We start from the raw sequence: 19,551 nt of genomic DNA, 5'->3' as shown, positions 1-19,551 counted from the left end.
GACTTTCAACAGCGACTACCCTCCCGACTCTGTTTTTCCCACTCTTGAGGCAGAGCTTCGGCATAAAGCCGAAGGCATGCAACTGGCGAAGTCGTTACAACAAGAACTAAAGGGCGGCTATATGATTGAGTATTGGCCGTAGTCGATAGTCAGTTGATGCAGAAGGAACTGGGAGTGTTCCGAATCTTACTGAGCGGGGCACGTCAGTTAACCTACACCCTAATGACATTGCTATCGCACAGCGACCAGCAAGAACACTTGCACAGGATGATTTTTGGCGCTACTGGTTACAAACTCAAACCGAAAACAGAATAACTCCATCCGGCTCATATGATTTTGTAAAAACGCCAGACGGAAGTATTCGGGTTGTCAGGCTAAATGTGAGTCAAGACTTCTCAACCCATACGAACAGCCTAAAACCAGCTAATTACTATTCGAAGGTGTTTACCGATGCAGGCGTCACAAACTTTAAGTTCGTAATTACCCCGATAACAAAGTGAGGTGTGAAATGAGTAGTGATCGGGAGACGTTAGAAAAAATTCTGGGTGGGAAAATCGAGCAGTCGAACTCTCGAAATGTACCTGGTGTTACGGCTGTTGATGGGCAGCAAGTTGTTTATTTTTCGGACGATGGGAAAAACAAATTCCGAAAACAATTTAATAACATTACGTGCTTTTCTGAACCTCCGAATGCTGTTCGTGGAGGGGTAAATGATCGCGGGTGCAAAGTCACCCCGCCCGCGGGGCCTCTTTTTTACGCGATTTCCTATCATGGTGATCTTGACGGTTGGAGAAAAGATATTGAGGCAGGGGCAATTGGCCTTGGTCTGTTACTCGCCAAAATCAAAGGTAATCAATTGGTTATTTCCGATGGCCGCTCGATCCCTCTGTCAGATTGCAAAATAGAGTTCTCTTGAACACTGCTTACCCTCAACACCGGCCCTGCGCCGGTGTTGTTGTATCTGCTTACTGCAAAACCTCCCGTCTGTTGCCGCTGTCCGACGGCTTCGCCACCGAACCGCCAGGGGCTTTTGTCGTTGGTTGGTTTAGGTCGTCCAGGTCGTATTTTGACGGGCTGAAAACCCACGTCGGGGTGGTTTTATTCAGCGAGCGCGAATCAGCTGGGCCGACCGGCGCGCAGGCCGCGCCACGTCTGGCGTTGCGCGTGTAGACAACGAAATTTGCGTCGGGTGATACTGTTGGGTGCCTCTAAAAACGTAGGCGAGGCAGCCAGCGCAAGGCAAAAAACGGCGAGGAAGCGGAGTTTACGGGTTGTAAATGAGCATTCTGAGCCGTTTTTTAACGCTGCGATGGCAACGCAGGTAGTTTTTAGAGGTGCCCTATAAGGGTCCTTATGCCGCTCAGGAGTTCCCATCGACTCCGGTAGCACACGGTTTTCCGGACATTGTTGATAACTATGCAAACAGCGCGACTAAATTCCCTCTCAAAAACAACGCGTCGCTTTACCAAGCATCAGGAAGCTACAATGGTGTAGCGGGCAGATTTGAATGGATTGTAGACCCGAAGTTGGGCGGTGTAACGCACAGAATGTTTGTACCAAATGGAACTGTTAACGGCATACCGGTGAAACCATGATTCAAGAAGTCTTTGAACGAATTGCCAGACATGCCTTGACTGACTGGGGTGTTTTGCTTCAGGGCGTCGATAGTATTCCTGGCCTTTTAGGAAAACTGCCAACATCTTATGTAGAAAATTATGCGAACGCTGAACTTGAAAAGCTAGCTGGGGATAGCCCCTTGCTCGACGTGATTGTTAGCTTGGCTAACGTTAGTGATCTATCTTTATCTGAGCTGTGCCCGCAGTTGCAGAAAATATGTGATTTTCAAAATGTGGATATGCAGCGGGCCAGCAGAATATGGCGAGCGGCTGCATTGGAAAAACTGCTAGCAAACCTAGACACGGAACCGCTGTATGGATTAATAAACCTTTCTGAGTTTTGGTCAATCTGGGAGTGGCCTGCTGATGCTCCACTGTCGATGATTCCTGGTACGATGACTTTGCCACAGCATAAATACCATTCTGACTCGAACTATGAGCATGTTATTCATGAGCATGCGCAGTGGTTGAAAGAGGAGCTGGCAGCGTTGATCTGCAGCAAACCTTGAACTTAATTTGAAAATCTTAAGCGCGTCCCAAACCTCACCTTTTACAGGATGGGGGTTGGGGCGCGCTTACCCTAATCTTCGGCTGCGTACAGCCAAATATATAAGGCGGCAAACCGTTCACCGCCGCCATTACCATCACTCACGTTCGTAACGATCAGACGATCTATCGCCTGCCCCTCAAAGAGGCGGATGAACACAGCAACGAGAAGCGCGATACCCTGCTGGTTACCCCGAGCCATCCGATCGACTTACCAGCTCGGCGAGATTTCATCCCGGTCAGCGATCTCAAGACTGGCGACCGACTGCAGTCACTGGCCGATGGCGCGACCGAGAACACCTCGTCCGAGGTCGAGTCTCTGGAGCTTTACGCACCGGTAGGGAAGACGTATAACCTGACAGTCGATGTGGGGCATACGTTCTATGTCGGTGATCTGAAGACCTGGGTGCATAACACTGGGCCTTGTGATCCGGCTGGGCGGGGTGAGGCAGGGAGTGGTGGTGCAAGAGGATCCGAGACCTCAAGTGATACTCCCAAGGGAGTAACCAACCCAGAAATTTCTAAACTCGATCGGCCATCAATTCCTGAAGGTATGACACAAAGTCAATTTGGGAAGAACGTAATTGGGTGGGGAGCTAGACCAGAAGGAGCATTACAGCGCCTTGAGACCATCAACCTTTGGATCAGTTATTGCCTAACGGCAAGGTTCCGAGTGTTCGAGGGGGAGTTCAATCGCTGGTTTGATCAATTAACTTCTTCAGAGTTGGATGTTTTGTGGCAAAACAAGGCTGCTCGTAACACAATTGAAGCAAGGATACGGCAACCCGGTGGATTGCATGAGTGGTGCATGGTATGCAGGGCTCCTGACTTCAAAAAATGGGGAGTGCCTATGGACGAAATTCAGAGTTTTAGAACCAAGACGTCTGAACTGAAGTGAACCAGTCCTCTCGACGGTAAGCCTGGAGGCCATGGTAGCCATGCTTCCAGCACTTTCCACAACGAACTAAAATCAATTATTGACAAGAGCAAATCACTTAGCGACTTCAACACAAATATCATTTCACTTCGAGACAGATGGAAGATAGCCCCTAACCTATTACCGACTCTGCCAAAATCAAGAGGACTACAAGAGTGAAAAACTTATTATCGGATTGGAGTGCTTTCTGTGAAGGTGTCGCAATGTTTGATAAATCCCATTTTTTAGGACTATTAAAAGCGCACCACAGCAACGAAGAGCTTCGAAAAATATTTAGTTACTTCCCACATGCAGAGGAATTGGCCGACAGGGCTGCGAATGTTATTTCTTATGCTACAACAGAGGAATCTCTATATCTTCTACCCAAACGCACAACTACTAATGATGAGCTTATCAAGCTAGGTGACGACTGGCTCAAAGAACAAAAAAACATATGCAAAACTCTTGGCAACTCTGAAGTACTTGATATCTGCAACGAGGCTAAAGTCCTATTCGTTACCAAGCAAGATCTGGAGCATTCACTTCAACAAGACATCCCCCATTACTGGTTGTTTGACGAGGCCGGGGATGCAATCAGAACAAGTATGATTTCTGACTCAGACGAGATCTATGCATTGTTTGAAGCTCTGTATGGCTTAGCTGCCGACTATTATCTTGCATGGTATATTGGGCGCCCCTTATTTACATTTGAAGTTGATCTAGGACCATATTTTAGATTTTGGCGGACAGGGGGGAGGTGCGCTCTTACTGAGGAGGCTCTTTTAGTGTCCAACTAAAATCATATTAAAATAAAAAGTACAAAACCCAGCATTCTTCAGTCGAGTTCCCCCTCAAATTAAAGAGGCAAATTCAATTCCTAGAGGGTGCCTCGATAAACTTTCCGCATATCAGCGGCAAGTCGAAAACCAATCTGACAAACAGCGTTGAGGGCCGCACCCCATAGAGTATCACCAGTATGTATATGGGAGTTTGGAACAGGCCACTCAAGGCTTAGTACCGGGAACACCAGCCTATAAAATGGCTGTCACAAAAACACTTGATGGAATCAAGAAGGAAGCAGTGATCGTGGGCAGTGAAATTAACAAATGGCTTACTAGGAATTGATATGAAATATTATTTACTACGCCAGAATCTTTCCATTTCCGAAAAATGGGTTCTCGGCGATGTGAGGCATGTGGACAATTGGAATTTTAGTAATCCACCAATAAATTTCATGGAGCCTGGTAGATATACGCTTGATATCAGATTCGAAGGTATTGAAGTCGACTACTCTCTAGCAGGCTACGCGAGTGTTCCAGTCCTGAGCGAGAAAGCGAAAAACTCGCTCATAGGCTTACCTGAAGTTGATGAACCTTATCAAAACGTAGTCTTTGAGCCCGTTGAAATTGAAGGAAAACAGGTTTCCAACAATTATTTTTTAATGATCATAGAGACACAATTAGATTGTGTAGACGAAGAGCCCTCAACTTTCACAAAGTTTTCAGTTGACGATCCTGTTCGGCCGGATATGGCAGGTCAATACCGCGCGTTTTATAACTTGTCGATAGATGAGTCAAAAGTGGGGGCCTTCCATATTTTTAGAATTAAAAAATATTTGGGCGCAATTGTAGTGAGCGAAGACGTGAAAAGTAGATTTGAGGCAGCAGGAGTGATGGGGGCTGTATTTGAGTCCTTGAATGGCGATAGAATTACCGTTGCATGAAGGAAACAACTGGGAGACCACAATGATGCAGAAGCAATCAGTAAAATCTAGTGGACATCCAGTCGACTCTATCAATAACCTTATCCTACTTCGCAATGTTCATCGACAGCAGGGAGCTCCCTGCTGGAGCCAATTACAGAACGACTTAGGAAAATTTTGAAAAAGCCCTAATTTCGCGAATTTACTGCCCTGAAACCCTCGTATTCACTGGGGTTAGATTTCGGGGTGGTGGCTTTTTCAGAGAGCCCCTAAGGCTGAGCGCTGTATAGCGCCAAGAGCGTGATGGATCTGAATATGACCAGCTTAGCCGGGACAATCTTACAGGTGCGCTTGCCACTCTTAGGCCAGCAAGGGCCAAGGCGCTATTGGGTGAGATCCATGGTGGCCTTGCAGCGCTAGGGGATTAGGACTGCCCGCCAGAAGCCTGCACGCTCGGGCAGCTCAGGTAAAGCTCAGGTATTTACAGTTGAAGATCATCCGACAATTAAAGAGATTGAATATCATCCATGCGGAGGCGTTCATGGTGATGCTTCTTACCTACCACACACTTGTACGCAACGACGGCACAGAGGTTAGGGTGATTAGTCCTTCGCTTGACTTTAATCCTGGAACAATCACGCGCCACCAACAGTATTTCGACACTCAAGGAAATCGGCTAAGATACGAGAGCGGACAATGGAAAGTTTGGGAGCAAACCATGAAACAGCTAATTCCTAATCTGAACGCCGATCTGATTCCTGGTATATCTGCTGCAGGGTTTACTATTGGCGAGTCACTTGCCGATATCGAGGCCAAGATCGGCCCTGTAGAACGACATGGTCCAGACATGGCTATTCGAGATATTCTACTTAGTAATAACGAATGGATCTTAGTGGAACGAAGAATTGGCTTCGAGGAAGAATACGTACTCTCTTACCGCTACATGAATGAATTGGTTTCTCTATACTTTGAGACCAGAAAGACTCTTTATAGAGTAGCTGTAGGGAAAGGATATCGAGGGGGCTATTTTGGGCTTAAGCCAGGAGATAGCATTTTAAACCTATCCAAAGTATTTGAATTGGACTTTAACCCTGACGAAGATGAATTCCTCATCAAAAGAAACAATAACGATATTCTTGGGATTAGTTTTGTCACAGATTACAGAGCACCTCTAGAACATACCCCCGAACAAACCATTCAGTTTATATCCATACACGACTGGTCTCTTAGATAGCGTTCCAAACCTCACAAACCAACCCGGCGCTACCGGGTTATTCATCTCCTTCTCTGAGGTTCCCTACTTCCTGAGTCGTCTCAGCTCATGCTCTGTAAAACAACGTAAACTTCTCAGCAATTACACCTTCAAACCGTTGTACTGATCCCCGAGGCCGAGTTCTAGGGTCGCGGTAGGGATGGCAGTCACCTGCCATCCCCCGCACAGATCCGTACGTGCGGAACTACCGCATACATATCGTCGACCGCCCTCATAGCATCTGGGGAAAATCAGTAGATGATATTAAACAGTCGTTTATCATGGACGGTGCTACTGTTACACCTGTGGCCGCGAGATCGAAGTCATCAGGCAACGCTAAAACATTTGAAGATACAAATAGCGCAACGGGCATACGCACGATTCAACATAGTCCATCAACAATCGGCAAGAACGCTAAATCAGACCATCTTGGTGAATACTAAAAAATTACGTACACCGACGGAAGCAAGGTTAAAACTGTTGACCCTAGTGGGTACAGACCCTCATTTGAGGGCCCAAACCGGCCTATCCATGATAAGAATACAACCTACTTAAATCCCAAGGGGGGAAGTGGTAAAATTTAATCCCTACAATAACACCTGGATGCCGAAATGAATTTATCTGAAGATTTCTCTATATCATGGGTCGCTCCAATTGTGCCCTCCAAGTCACTCGCCGGAATAAAGCTAGATACCGATTACAAATCATTCAGCATCATTCTAGAAAAATATTCTATTGGTGACGGAGAATCCGCATACAGATTCGAAAAGTCGCCAATCCTTCGACTGGACTCTAACGATTTAGACAGAGAGGGAAATGGAGGTTACTCCTTTTCATTATTCCATGACGAAATGGTCAGCAAAAATAAAAAGGGAGTTCCCGCGCTATCTGTCATGTTCAAAAACTGGAAGATATATGCCATTAAAGCCTATGACTTCAGCTTTCCGGGCGAACCTGCACAGAAATTAATATACAAAGGTACTTTCCCCTCCGGCGCTGGATTAGGCAGTTTTGTTTCAGATCTTTTGCCTTTTTCTGATCTTGAGTTTGATGAAGGGGAAGAATGGTTCTATACCGATGAAAAATATGGCGCCGTTGAAATTACTGGATGGAGTGCCCCTCTGGAAGATCAACCCAACCAACTTATCACTGCGATATGTGTAATATAAATAGCGATTTCGGAATAGTTCTGCATGAAGAGCTCATATTTGTAAAATTGTTGCCTCGCCTGGCTGAAGTTCCGTTTAGTAGGCCAAAGTATCGGCAGCGGGGTATCAATGAGTGGATATTGGCTGGCTAAAAACAACCGAAGGATAGGTATCCACTATAACGGTCCTAGTAGGAATGGCACTCACCTGTCCAGCACAGATCCGTACGTGCAGAATGTCCTCATGCGGCTCCAGCCTTGGGTTTAGAGGCCGAAGTGGATTATGGGCCACGGTGGTATTGGTAGCTCTGTCGGATAGGATATGAACAACACAGTCATGCGTTCCCAATAGTAACGTGTCCACCGGCGGTGGCGGCGCAGCCACCAAGTCCGCAACACTTTCGGACATCGGAATTCCCATCTCTGGCAAAAAGCTTGAACAGCTTGCCACCACGGTGAAGCTGGAGAAGGTCACCGAGAACTTCGCTCAGGCCGGGAAGCCAGGCAGGGATCCGGATGTGCCGTTTGTGGAGACGGTTACGACGGCAGGCAAGACAGTAGACCAGATAGAAATTCCGTCCTGGTACAAAGAGGACAGTTCAGCAGGCGCGATGCTTGCTCGTCCAGCAAATTTACCGGAGGGTTCCAGGGTTTTCGTAAATACCAAGACCGGAAACGTCGAGGTGCTGATCCCTGAAAAAGGCCTCCATGTCGTAAGAGGCGAAGGTGGATTAGAGGTAAAGGATGGTGGTAGGTTAGCGAATCTGAAGGCGGTAGAGGCGAAGATCGCCGAGGCGCAGAAGACCAATAGTCCAGTAGGGAGTGTTGGGGCAAAAGGCGCAGGCGAAGTCGTGCCTGCCGCGCCTGTTGTGTCTTCTGGTACGACCCGGACGGGTGTTGTTCGTACAAATGCTGCTGACTGGAGAGCGTTACGCGATAACTGGGACGATCTTGGGCATGGCCAAATATTAAGCGCTGAGAATCGGGCTTCTATTGCTAAAGGGCGCACCCCGAAAGTTGACGATGCATGGATTAAGGTTTTCCCGGAAGATGCAGGACTAAAGGGTGAACGAATTCCTATGCATCATATCCAGGGTTCACCACTTACCGTGCCGCTGCCTGATACACGTCATTTAGACGCGCATATGCCAGGAGGGTTTAGATATAATCCAGGCGGCCCTAGATCAGCACTTCCAGCATACCCACCGAAAAAAGGAGCTGAGTGATGCATGTCATGCCGCTAGAACATGCGAAGCAGAAGTTAATCTTCTATGTGGCTCAGGATTTAGATCAATCAATTAGGTCGGATGTGCAGCAGCTTGTGAAAAAACTCGCCGCGTCAAGGGTATGGAGCATTGCACCGCCAAGCCTGATTGATGAGATAGACGATAATGGCTTGGAGGTGGTAGGTGGGATGCTGGAAATTTATTCAGCTTTACCGCCGAATATACTTCCTAGTGATGTGGACTCGAAGAATCTAGAGGAGGTAGAAGAGCTGATTGACGCTATTAGAGATTTATCTGAAAAAGCAAGTCTTTCCTTTGAGTTTCAATTGGATGCTACTTATGTTGGTAGCATTGAGGATGGCGTCATTGATCGAATTCTTCAGGAAGGCTTGCTTGCGCCGTGGAGAGATAATCTCAGCGGGAAAAATTGAATCAAGAGTACAGATACAGTATTCACCTGACACCGGCTCCGCGCCGGTGTCGTTCTATTCGCTGCCAGCGCCCGGCAATAGCCGCCCATTCACGATCTTGCCTCCGAACTCCCCCAGAATGGCCTCGATGCCGAGCGTGCCCTCGGCAAAGGACCCCAACTGGCGGATCACCCAGGCATCGGGCTCCAGCCCTTCCAGGCGCTGACTGGCGAGAGCCAGTAGGGCATCTCTAAAAACGTAGGCGAGGCAGCCAGCGCAAGGCAAAAACAGGCGAGCAAGCGGAGTTTACGAGTTGTAAATGAGCATTGTGAGCCTGTTTTTAACGCTGCGATGGCAACGCAGGTAGTTTTTAGAGGTGCCCCTCAGGCGTACCGACAGGGTTAAGCATTGTGTAGCGCCAAAAACGATGAACGGGATCTGGCCTGTTCTCCCCCAAGAAAACCTCACCCCCGCCGTGCCACCAGCAACGCAGTCGCCGCACTGGCCAACAACCCCGAACACACCCGATTGAACATCTGCTTGCTCGACGGCCTGGCAAACAGCCGACGCGCATGCACGCCCATCCAGGCGTACAGGGCAATCGCCACGCATTCGAGCAGCAGAAACAACGCGCCCAGCACGGCAAATTGCGCGGTCACGTCGCGGGACTGGTCGACGAACTGCGGCAGGAATGCGGTAAACAGCAAGATCGCTTTGGGGTTGCCGATGGCGACCAGAAACTCCTGACGCGCCAGCCGGGCGAGGCCCGGAGAGTCGGCGGCGGCCATGCCTTCGGCTTGCGGGGTGGCGCGCCAGAGCTGGAAGGCCAGCCAGAACAGGTAGCCTGCGCCGATGATTTTGATGGCGTGGAACAGCCATTCGGAGGTGTGCAGCACAGCGGCCAAGCCGACGGCCGCCAGGGCAATCATGATGGCGAAGGCCAGCAGGCGCCCTGCTCCGCCGCTGCAGGCGCGGGCGAAGCCGTAGCGGCTGGCGTTGCTGACCGACAACAGGTTGTTGGGGCCGGGCGCCATGTTCAGGGCGAAACAGGCCGGGATGAACAGGGCAAGGGTGGACAGCTCCATGGGATTCTCCGCAAGACAGGGCAGCGAGTTGCAATCTGGCATGCACACCCTGCCCGCTCAAGGCACAGCCAAGGGCTTTTATCCGGGTTGACTGTACCGCCGCGATACATCCGCTCAAGCCTGGCAAAACCCTGTGACCCTCTGCGCCACTGACTATGGCGATGTCTGGCTAGCCTGTCGGGCACCGTTATCAAGCAAGGAGGCTTCGATGTTGCCAACAATTCGTTTACTGGTTGCCGCTGTGCTGTTGTCTGGCAGTGCGACCTTGCAGGCCGCGCAATGCCCGGACTGGGAGCCGGCCAAGGCCCGTCAGCAAGTACATGCCTTGCAGGAGCAGATCTTGCAGTGGGACGACAGCTACCATCGCCAAGGCGTATCACTGATTGCCGATGAGCTGTACGACCAGGCCCGGCAACGTCTGTCCACACTGCGCAGTTGCTTCAACCTGCCTGCCGGTGCCGCCGACGACCCGTTACTCACCGCACGTGGCCGGGTGCTGCATCCGGTGCCGCATACCGGGCTGGGCAAGCTGGCTGATGACAAGGCTGTAGCCCGCTGGCTGGCCGGGCGCGAGGACGTGTGGATTCAACCCAAGGTCGATGGCGTGGCGGTCACGCTGGTTTATGAGCAAGGACGTCTGGTGCAGGCCATCAGTCGTGGCGACGGCCAGCAAGGCCAGGACTGGACCACCCAGGCGCGGCGTATCGCAGCCATTCCCGGTCAGTTGCCCGAACCACGCGACCTGCTGCTGCAAGGCGAGTTGTACTGGCGTCTGAACGGCCATGTGCAGGCCACCGACGGCAGCCTCAATGCCCGCAGCCAGGTGGCCGGTGCCTTGGCCCGGCATGATCTGAGTGACGAGCAGGCAGCGCAAATCGGCCTGTTCGTCTGGGACTGGCCCACCGGCCCGCAACAACTGCAGCCGCGCATGGATGAGCTGGCCGCCTTGGGCTTCAGCGACATGGCCCATTACAGCCAGCCGCTGGCAGGCATTGAACAAGCCCGCGCCTGGCGCGAATTCTGGTATCGCAACCCGCTGCCCTTCGCCACCGACGGCGTGGTCCTGCGCCAGGGCAGTCGCCCGCCGGCCGAGCGCTGGCAGGCCAAGGCGCCGTACTGGATAACAGCGTGGAAATACCCCTACGCGCAAGCGCTGGCCGAGGTGCGCAAGGTGACCTTCAACATCGGCCGCAGCGGGCGGATCACGCCGATGCTGGAGCTGGTGCCGATTCGCCTTGATGACCGCACCATAAGTTCGGTCAGTGTCGGTTCGCTGCAACGCTGGCAGAAGCTGGATATCCGCCCCGGTGATCAGGTGGCGTTAAGCCTGGCCGGGCTGACCATCCCGCGCTTCGACGGTGTACTGCTGCGCAACAGCGAACGCGTGCCGCTGCATGTACCAGACCCACAGGCTTATCACTCGCTCAGTTGCTGGCAACTCACGCCCGGCTGCGAAAGCCAGTTCAAGGCGCGGCTGGTGTGGCTGTCTGGCAAGCAGGGGCTGAACTTGCCGGGAGTCGGACCGGGTACCTGGGACAAACTGCTCAATGCCGGGCGGCTCGACGGTTTGCTCGACTGGATGACCCTTGACGCCGCCGAGCTTGTTAAGATGCCCGGCCTGGGTGAGCGTAGCGGCGCTACACTGTTTGCCAATCTGCAGAGCGCCCGGGACAAACCGTTCTGCCTCTGGCTCAAGGCACTGGGCCTGCCGCCCACCGGTAACGCCCGCCTGGCCGATGACTGGCAGACCCTGGCGGCGCGTAGCCTGGAGCAATGGCAGGCCGAAGCCGGGATCGGACCGGGACGTGCTGCACAGTTACAGGCATTTTTTCTCGACCCGCAGGTTCAGGCGCTGCGCAGTCAGTTGAGCGCCTTGGGTGTTGCGGGATTTTGATGCCGGGTTGTTATCTGCGCCCGGCTTGCACAAGGAGTTCACATGAAGCTGTTTTCCCCATTGATCCTGGCGCTGGCGTGCACCTTGGGGTCGCCAGCGGTACTGGCCGCGGAACAGGCACCACCGGCGTCGGGCTGCCTGCTCAAGAGCCAGGAAATCAACGGCAAGATTCAGCAAGCCAAGGCTGACGGCAACAAACGTGAGCAGGCCGGGCTGGAAAAGGCGCTGAGCGAAGTCAACGCCAACTGCAGCGAAACCGCTTTGCTCAAGCAGCATGAACAGAAGGTGCTGGATGCCAAGCGTGAAGTCAGCCGCCGCCAGACCGACCTGAACAAAGCCATGGCCAAGGGCGACCCGGAGCGCATCAACAAACGCAAAGACAAACTGGCCGAGTCACGCAAAGAACTGGTCGATGCCCAGGCTGAACTGGACAAGGTCCAGACTCAGAACTGAGAGACGGCGATATCAGTCCATTCGCGGCTGAAGCCGACACTGTTTACTTAATGAACCACCGCATTCGTCGGCTGAGCCGACTCCCACCGAGTCGGCGCCGTACCTGCTTCTTAGGCACGACACAAATTCGGTGGGAGATCGCCCGCCGCCTCGGCGCCGCGCTGTCGCGTAGCCAACACGCAACCCCGTAGGAGCAGCTTTAGCTGCGAAAGGCTTCGCAGCTAAAGCTGCTCCTACGGGAGGGCCTTGTAAATCAGCGATTTGTAATTTGTTTGATGAGAGTTGGCTTGCCGACGAAGACGGAGGCACAGTCGCAGCAGATGCTGTGAGCTTACTGGCCTCTTCGCGAGAGGGGCCAGATCACCGCCTCCGCCGGTCAGGCCGCTGGCACCGCCGAGGCGACGAACAGGCCGATGATCAGCCCCAGGCCAACCAGGAAAGAGATCGAGCGCAGCACCGCCAGGTCGGCCAGATAGAAAATGATGAACAGCAAGCGGCTGGTGATGAACAGCACCGCCAGCACATCGATGGTCACCAGCTGTGCATTGCCGGCGATGTGGGCAATGATCACTGCGGCGGCAAAGCCCGGCAGCACTTCGAAGCCGTTCAGTTGCGCGGCATGGGCACGCCGTGGCAAGCCTTCCAGCCGATCCAGAAAATCCCTGGGGTCACGGTTATGACCCGATCGAAACTTGCCGCTGCTGGCCTTGGCAATAACCGAGCAGATCAGCGGCAGGAGAATCGCGATCAACACACACCAAAAAGCGACTGTCATAAGTTGATTCCTTATTTGAACTTCATTACCAGCATGCCGAGCAACACCAGACCACATGCTAAGAGCCGGGGCCGGCCAAAAGGTTCTTTCAGGTAACGCATGCCCATCAACACCACCAGCAATACGCTGACCTCGCGCAAGGCCGCCGCCTCCGCCACCGACCCCAGTTGCATGGCCCACAACACCAGGGCGTAGCTCAGCAGCACGCAAAGCCCGACACTCAGCCCGAGTGTCCACTGTTCGCGCCAGAACGTCATTAGCCCCTGATATTTGTAACAGGCTGCCAGCACCGGAAACGGCCAGGCACTGACCAGCGTCAGCCACACCAGATAATCCAGCGCCGGCACGCCCAGCTTGAGGGCCTGGCCGTCGATCCAGGTGTAGCTGCCGATGCACAGGCCAATCAGCCCGACCACCGGCAGCAAGCTCCAGGGCAAGCGCTCCCCGCCGCCACCTTGCCAGAGCAGGCAGACCATCCCGCACGGAATCAGCAAAATGCCAATGATCTGCTGGACACTCAGTTGCTCACCACCAGAGATCAGCGTCAGGGCCAGCACCACCAGCGGTGAGAGTCCGCGCATCAGCGGATACACCAGTCCCAGGTCACCCACCCGGTAAGCCTTGATCAGCAACGCGCGATACAGCAGTTCGAACAGCGCCGAAGCCACCAGCCAGGGCCAGACCTGCACCGGCGGCGGGCTGACGAAGCTGACCGCCAGTAATGCACACAGCAGTGCCACGCCGTCCATGCTGGCGATCACCAGCAAGCGCTCGGCACTGAACTTGACGAGGGTGTTCCATACCGCGTGCAGCACGGCCGCCACCAGTACCAGAGCTGTCGCCAACACGCGCTTTACTCCTTGCTCAGAGAGCCCCCAGCATGACAGACAGGCCAACAGTCAAGGCAGCTAATGTGGCAAAAAATTTCTCAAACCGTGCACTATTACCCCTTCCCGGTGGTCAATCGCCTTCGCGCCGACACTTGCCGGGGCCGCTAGACCCTCGATACGAAATGAATATGGATCTGCCAATACGGAACTACGGATGCTTGAACTTGCTGCTGCGTTTATCTGCCTGACCACCCTGCTCACTTACGTGAATTACCGCTTCATCGGCCTGCCACCCACCATTGGTGTGATGGTCACGGCACTGATCTTTTCCCTGCTGCTACAAGGCCTGAGCCTGTTGGGCTTTCCCGGCCTTGAAGAGCGCGTGGAACAGTTGATCGGCCAGATCGACTTTGGCGATCTGCTGATGAACTGGATGCTGTCGTTTCTGCTGTTCGCCGGCGCCTTGCACGTCAACCTCGCAGACCTGAAGAGTTATCGCTGGCCCATCGGCCTGCTGGCGACCTTCGGCGTGCTGATCGCCACCTTTGTGATTGGCAGCCTGGCCTGGTGGATTTTCGCGATGTTCGGCTGGCACGTCAGTTTCCTGTATTGCCTGTTGTTCGGCGCGCTGATCTCGCCCACCGACCCGATCGCGGTGCTCGGCGTGCTACGGACCGCCAATGCCTCCAAACCCCTGAAAACCACCATCGTTGGTGAAAGCCTGTTCAACGACGGCACCGCTGTGGTGGTGTTCACCGTGCTGTTGGGCATCGCGCAACTGGGCGAGACCCCGAGCGTGACCGAGACCGCCATCCTGTTTGCCCACGAGGCCATCGGTGGGGTGCTGTACGGCGGCCTGATTGGCTACGCGGTGTACCTGATGATCAAGAGCATCGAGCAGTACCAGATCGAGGTAATGCTGACCCTGGCACTGGTCATCGGCGGTTCGGCGCTGGCTTCGGAACTGCACGTATCGGCGCCGATTGCCATGGTGGTGGCCGGCCTGATCATCGGCAATCTGGGCCGTAATCTGGCGATGAACGACATGACCCGCCGCTATATGGACGGTTTCTGGGAGTTGCTCGACGACATGCTCAATGCCCTGCTGTTCGCGCTGATCGGCATGGAGCTGTTGCTGTTACCGTTCTCCTGGCTGCACCTGGCGGCCGCCGGCCTGTTGGCCGTGGCTATTGTGCTGTCGCGCTTTATCACCGTGGCGCCGGCGATTTTGCTGCTGCGCCGCTGGCGCAAGGTGCCGCAAGGCACGATCCGCATCCTGACCTGGGGCGGGCTGCGTGGCGGTGTGTCGGTGGCCTTGGCACTGGCGCTGCCGCTCGGGCCGGAACGCGACATCGTGCTGAGCATCACCTACATCGTGGTGCTGCTGTCGATCCTGTTGCAGGGCCTGACCATTGGCAGGCTGGTGCGTTCGGTGACCGGTCAGCCGCAGGTAGCTGACTCAAACGCCGCAGCGCCGCACCCCAACCATTGATCGGGCGGCGTCCGGGATGAGCAGATTGTGTTAAAAAATTTTCTGCCCATCGCGGCGCTGCACGTAAACTTGACGGCATGTCTGGAAGTCGCCTTGCAGGAGCAGAGATGTCCACCCCAGAGAAACCCGCCATGACCGGCGGCGCACCGATGATTCCCGATCAACGCCGCGAGCAGATGCTGCGTCAGTTGCGCAAGCATCAGGTGCTGAGCGTGCACCAACTGATGGACATGTTCGACTGCTCGCACATGACCATCCGCCGTGACATCGCCCTGCTGGAGCAGGAAGGCCGCGCCTACTCGGTCACCGGTGGCGTGCGGATCGCCAGCCAGTTGCACAGCGAGCCCAGCCACCAGTCCAAGGCCGTGGTGGAACTGCCGAACAAGCAAGCGATGGCACGCCTGGCCGCCGCGCTGCTGCACCCGGACATGACGGTTTATCTGGATGCCGGCACCACGACGCTGGAAATCGTCCCGCACATTGCCGCGCTGTCGGGAATGACGGTGGTCACCAACGACTTTGGCATCGTCAATGCGCTGGCCGATGCCAACCATGTGGATGTGATTCACACCGGCGGCCTGCTCGACCACCCCAACCGCTCCAGCGTCGGCGGCCTGGCCGCCGCGACCCTGCGCCAGCTGGCGACCGACATCGCGTTCATGTCCACCAGTTCCTGGGATTTGCAGCGTGGCAGTACCACGCCTTCGGCGCTCAAGGTCGAGGTCAAACAGGCCGCCATGCAGTCGGCCTCGCGCAGTGTGCTGATCGCCAGCAGCTCCAAGTACGGCACCTTCGGCATGTACAAAGTCGCGGCGCTGGAACAGTTCGACAGCGTGATAACAGACGACGCCCTGACCCCGGCTGCCGCTGAAAGCATCCGCAACCAGCGCATCGAGCTGCTGCTGGCCTCTACCCCGGCGTAACCCTACCCGCCGCGTAGGAGCCGCTTTAGCGGCGAATCAGGTTTGGGTTTCGCTGCTAAAGCAGCTCCTACCATTCACATGCCAAAGCCCCTGCCCAGGGGCTTTTTGCTGTCTGTGTGACGCAGATCAACAATGTGAACATTTGTTAAATAGAAAAAATACTTCACATTATCAGCTCACTGATCCACTATCAGATTCACATTTCAGAACAATTAAGCCGTCTGTTGGCATGAGGGCATCTATAAAAACGTAGGCGAGGCAGCCAGCGCAAGGCGAAAACCGGCGAGAAAGCGCAGTTTACGGATTGTAAATGAGCATTTTGAGCCGGTTTTCAACGCAGCGATGGCAACGCAGGTCGTTTTTAGAGGCGCTCGTGATGTGCAGCGGCGACGACCGAGGATGACAGCAATGACTCAATCGAATGTCGGTGTGATCGGCCTGGGCGCCATGGGTCTGGGCATTGCCCGCTCGCTGCTGCGCAATGGCTTCAAGGTGCATGCCTGTGACGTGCGCAGTGAAGTGGTTCAGGCTTTTGCCAACGAAGGAGGTGTCGCTGCCGCCTCGCCTGCTGCACTGGCTGGCGCCTGCGACATCATCATCACCGTGGTGGTCAACGCCGAGCAGACCGAAACCGTGCTGTTCGGTGACAACGGTGCCGTTGCTGCTCTGCGCCCCGGCAGTCTGGTGATCGGTTGCGCCACTGTCGCCCCGACCTTCGCCGTCGAGCTGGGCCAGCGCCTGGCCGATCAGGGCCTGCTGTACCTCGACGCGCCCATCTCCGGTGGCGCCGCCAAGGCCGCTGCCGGGCAAATGACCATGATGACCTCCGCCCCGGCCTACGCCTACGCCAAGGCCGAAGCCGTGCTGGCCGGCATGGCTGGCAAGGTTTACCGCCTTGGTGACGTCCATGGTCTGGGCTCGAAGGTCAAGATCATCAACCAGTTGCTGGCCGGTGTGCATATCGCCGCCAGCGCCGAAGCCATGGCCCTGGGCCTGCGCGAAGGCGTGGATGCCGATGCCCTGTACGAAGTGATCACCAACAGCGCCGGCAACTCGTGGATGTTCGAAAACCGCGTGCCGCACATCCTCAACGCTGACTACACGCCGCTGTCGGCGGTGGACATTTTCGTCAAGGACCTGGGCCTGGTGCTGGATACCGCCCGCACCAGCAAATTCCCGCTGCCGCTGTCGGCCACCGCACACCAGATGTTCATGCAGGCCTCCAGTGCCGGCTTTGGCCGTGAAGACGACTCGGCAGTGATCAAAATTTTCCCGGGCATCGAACTGCCAAAAGCCAAAGGGGAGCAATGATCATGACGGTTACTTCCCGCCCGCTGCTCGGTTGCATCGCTGATGACTTCACCGGTGCCACGGACCTTGCCAACATGCTGGTACGCGGCGGCATGCGCACCGTACAGAGCATCGGCATCCCCAGCGCCGAAGTGGCTGCCGGCCTTGATGCCGACGCCATTGTCATCGCGCTGAAGTCGCGCACCACCCCGGCTGCCGAGGCGGTGGATGAATCCCTCGCCGCGCTGGAGTGGCTGCACGAGCGTGGCTGCGAGCAGATCTTCTTCAAATACTGCTCGACCTTCGACTCCACTGCCGCCGGTAACATCGGCCAGGTCAGCGAAGCACTGCTGGCCAGACTGGGCGGTGACTTCAGCATCGCCTGCCCGGCGTTTCCGGAAAACGGCCGGACCATTTTCCGTGGCCACCTGTTTGTCCAGGACCAGTTGCTCAGCGAGTCGGGGATGCAGAATCACCCGCTGACACCGATGGGCGACGCCAACCTGGTGCGCGTGCTGCAAGCACAAACCAAGGGCAAGGTCGGTCTGCTGCGCTATGACACCGTGGCCAAGGGCAGCGACGCGGTGCGTGCACGCATTGCCGAGCTGCGCGCCGAGGGCGTGAGCATGGCGATTGCCGATGCCGTGTCCGATGCCGACCTCTACACCCTGGGTGCAGCCTGCGCCGACCTGCCGCTGCTGACCGGCGGTTCCGGCCTGGCGCTGGGCCTGCCGGGCAACTTCCGCAAGGCCGGCAAGCTGCGCGACATCGACGCGGCCCAGAGCATCGCCATCGAAGGCGGTGAAGTGGTACTGGCCGGCAGCGCTTCGCTGGCCACCAATGGTCAGGTGCTGGCCTGGCTGGAAGCCGGTCGCCCGGCGCTGCGCATCGACCCGCTGGCGCTGGCCGCCGGTCAACCGGTGGTCGAGCAGGCGCTGGCCTTTGCCCGTGACGCCGGCCAGACCGTACTGATCTACGCCACCAGCACCCCGGACGAAGTCAAAGCGGTGCAGGAAAAACTCGGTGCCGAGCGTGCCGGTGCCATGGTCGAGGAGGCGCTGGGGCAGATCGCCAAGGGTCTGTTCGACGCGGGCGTGCGACGCTTTGTGGTCGCTGGCGGCGAGACCTCCGGCTCGGTGGTTCAGGCGCTGGGCGTGCAACTGCTGAAAATCGGCGCCCAGATCGACCCCGGTGTACCGGCGACAGTCAGCGACGGTGAACAGCCGCTGGCCCTGGCCCTCAAGTCGGGCAACTTCGGCGCCCGCGACTTCTTCGCCAAAGCCCTCAAGCAATTGGCAGGAGCGGTCTGATGAGCAATGAAAAAGCCCTGCGCGAAGAAATCTGCGACGTGGGCCGCCTGCTGTATGGCCGTGGCTACACCGTCGGCAGCGCCGGCAATATCAGCGCCCGGCTCGACGACGGCTGGCTGATCACCCCGACTGATGCCTGCCTGGGCCGCATGCAGCCGGACGACATCGCCAAGGTCAACCTGGCCGGTGAATGGGTCTCCGGCAGCAAGCCTTCCAAGACCCTGGCCCTGCACCGCCAGGTGTATGACCGCAATCCAGAGGTCGGCGGCGTGGTGCATACCCACTCCACCCATCTGGTGGCGTTGACCCTGGCCGGGGTGTGGCACGAAGACGACATTCTGCCGCCGCTGACGCCCTACCAGGTGATGAAGGTCGGCCATATTCCGCTGATCGGCTACCAGCGCCCCGGCTCGCCGATCGTCGCCGAGCGCGTCGCGCAACTGGCCAACAGCGTGCGAGGCGTGATGCTCGAACGGCTCGGCCCGGTGATCTGGGAAAGCTCGGTAGCCAAGGCCTGCTACGCCCTGGAAGAACTCGAAGAGACCGCCCGTTTGTGGCTGATGAGCAATCCCAAACCCGCTCCACTGCCGGAGCAGGCGCTCGAAGAGCTGCATCAGGTCTTCGGCGCCAAGTGGTAACCCCCGTTCCACATCCCGGCGCCGCCTTGCGGCGCCCTGCCAGCCC

The 19,551-nt window shown here is 55.6% G+C and carries 19 protein-coding genes; 16 read left to right on the top strand and 3 right to left on the bottom strand.

The genetic code is table 11. The features are described 5' to 3' along the window. Window positions 1–508 precede the first annotated feature (508 nt). The 9 genes from NJC38_RS05905 to NJC38_RS05870 all read left to right on the top strand — a co-directional run bounded on the left by NJC38_RS05905 (window position 509) and on the right by NJC38_RS05870 (window position 8,836). Complete coding sequence (locus NJC38_RS05905; protein WP_253112095.1) at window positions 509–916, top strand: hypothetical protein; 408 nt, start codon at window positions 509–511, stop codon at window positions 914–916. Window positions 917–1,591: 675 nt separating this feature from the next. Continuing rightward, window positions 1,592–2,125: a DUF2247 family protein gene (locus tag NJC38_RS05900; RefSeq protein WP_253112093.1), complete on the top strand. Its 534-nt coding sequence runs from the start codon at window positions 1,592–1,594 to the stop codon at window positions 2,123–2,125. A gap of 404 nt (window positions 2,126–2,529) precedes the next feature. After that, window positions 2,530–3,060, top strand: coding sequence for a DUF4951 domain-containing protein (locus NJC38_RS29150; RefSeq protein WP_366855536.1), 531 nt, complete (start codon window positions 2,530–2,532; stop codon window positions 3,058–3,060). 242 nt (window positions 3,061–3,302) lie between these two features. Then, the gene (locus NJC38_RS05895; RefSeq protein ID WP_045486236.1) at window positions 3,303–3,875 is read left to right on the top strand and encodes a hypothetical protein; all 573 of its coding nucleotides are present in this window, start codon (window positions 3,303–3,305) and stop codon (window positions 3,873–3,875) included. A 329-nt stretch (window positions 3,876–4,204) separates the two neighbouring features. Continuing rightward, a complete protein-coding gene (locus tag NJC38_RS05890; RefSeq protein WP_253112091.1) occupies window positions 4,205–4,801 on the top strand; it encodes a DUF1629 domain-containing protein in 597 nt (198 codons plus the stop codon). A 520-nt stretch (window positions 4,802–5,321) separates the two neighbouring features. Further along, window positions 5,322–6,014: a hypothetical protein gene (locus tag NJC38_RS05885; protein WP_253112089.1), complete on the top strand. Its 693-nt coding sequence runs from the start codon at window positions 5,322–5,324 to the stop codon at window positions 6,012–6,014. 629 nt (window positions 6,015–6,643) lie between these two features. Beyond that, entirely contained in the window at window positions 6,644–7,201 is a 558-nt protein-coding gene (locus tag NJC38_RS05880; protein ID WP_253112087.1) for a hypothetical protein, read from the top strand. A gap of 334 nt (window positions 7,202–7,535) precedes the next feature. After that, window positions 7,536–8,405, top strand: a complete 870-nt coding sequence (locus NJC38_RS05875; RefSeq protein WP_253112085.1) for a hypothetical protein — start codon at window positions 7,536–7,538, stop codon at window positions 8,403–8,405. After that, window positions 8,405–8,836 (top strand): hypothetical protein, encoded by a 432-nt coding sequence (locus NJC38_RS05870; protein WP_253112083.1) that lies wholly within the window; start codon window positions 8,405–8,407, stop codon window positions 8,834–8,836. Before NJC38_RS05875 ends, NJC38_RS05870 begins: the two co-directional genes overlap by 1 nt. A 443-nt stretch (window positions 8,837–9,279) precedes the next feature. Here NJC38_RS05870 and NJC38_RS05865 read toward each other — a convergent pair whose 3' ends face one another. Further along, window positions 9,280–9,900, bottom strand: a complete 621-nt coding sequence (locus NJC38_RS05865; protein ID WP_045486228.1) for a LysE family translocator — start codon at window positions 9,898–9,900, stop codon at window positions 9,280–9,282. Window positions 9,901–10,108: 208 nt separating this feature from the next. Here NJC38_RS05865 and ligB point away from each other — a divergent pair, with 208 nt between their 5' ends. Beyond that, window positions 10,109–11,794 (top strand): NAD-dependent DNA ligase LigB, encoded by a 1,686-nt coding sequence (gene ligB / locus NJC38_RS05860; protein WP_253112081.1) that lies wholly within the window; start codon window positions 10,109–10,111, stop codon window positions 11,792–11,794. Window positions 11,795–11,836: 42 nt separating this feature from the next. Further along, the gene (locus NJC38_RS05855; protein WP_253112079.1) at window positions 11,837–12,247 is read left to right on the top strand and encodes a DUF1090 domain-containing protein; all 411 of its coding nucleotides are present in this window, start codon (window positions 11,837–11,839) and stop codon (window positions 12,245–12,247) included. Between the two features lie 376 nt (window positions 12,248–12,623). On the opposite strand, the gene NJC38_RS05850 is transcribed toward NJC38_RS05855, so the two are convergent. Further along, a complete protein-coding gene (locus tag NJC38_RS05850; protein WP_045486221.1) occupies window positions 12,624–13,022 on the bottom strand; it encodes an MAPEG family protein in 399 nt (132 codons plus the stop codon). Between the two features lie 11 nt (window positions 13,023–13,033). Beyond that, window positions 13,034–13,870 (bottom strand): DMT family transporter, encoded by an 837-nt coding sequence (locus NJC38_RS05845; RefSeq protein ID WP_045486218.1) that lies wholly within the window; start codon window positions 13,868–13,870, stop codon window positions 13,034–13,036. 196 nt (window positions 13,871–14,066) lie between these two features. Here NJC38_RS05845 and NJC38_RS05840 point away from each other — a divergent pair, with 196 nt between their 5' ends. The 5 genes from NJC38_RS05840 (at window position 14,067) to NJC38_RS05820 (ending at window position 19,505) form a co-directional block, all read left to right on the top strand. Next, window positions 14,067–15,344, top strand: coding sequence for a sodium:proton antiporter (locus NJC38_RS05840; protein WP_253112077.1), 1,278 nt, complete (start codon window positions 14,067–14,069; stop codon window positions 15,342–15,344). A 107-nt stretch (window positions 15,345–15,451) separates the two neighbouring features. After that, window positions 15,452–16,267 carry a DeoR/GlpR family DNA-binding transcription regulator gene (locus NJC38_RS05835; RefSeq protein WP_045486211.1) on the top strand — a complete coding sequence of 272 codons (816 nt, stop codon included), beginning with the start codon at window positions 15,452–15,454 and terminating at the stop codon, window positions 16,265–16,267. Window positions 16,268–16,609: 342 nt separating this feature from the next. Next, complete coding sequence (ltnD, locus tag NJC38_RS05830; protein WP_290447145.1) at window positions 16,610–17,578, top strand: L-threonate dehydrogenase; 969 nt, start codon at window positions 16,610–16,612, stop codon at window positions 17,576–17,578. Window positions 17,579–17,580: 2 nt separating this feature from the next. Beyond that, window positions 17,581–18,867: a 3-oxo-tetronate kinase gene (otnK, locus tag NJC38_RS05825; RefSeq protein WP_253112073.1), complete on the top strand. Its 1,287-nt coding sequence runs from the start codon at window positions 17,581–17,583 to the stop codon at window positions 18,865–18,867. Further along, the gene (locus tag NJC38_RS05820) at window positions 18,867–19,505 is read left to right on the top strand and encodes an aldolase (protein ID WP_045486206.1); all 639 of its coding nucleotides are present in this window, start codon (window positions 18,867–18,869) and stop codon (window positions 19,503–19,505) included. Before otnK ends, NJC38_RS05820 begins: the two co-directional genes overlap by 1 nt. Window positions 19,506–19,551: the final 46 nt, after the last annotated feature.

It is taken from the genome of Pseudomonas sp. 21LCFQ010, assembly GCF_024129905.1.
Lineage (GTDB): Bacteria > Pseudomonadota > Gammaproteobacteria > Pseudomonadales > Pseudomonadaceae > Aquipseudomonas.
Note: the sequence above shows the minus strand (reverse complement) of the source record. Positions and strands in the feature narration are given on the sequence as shown.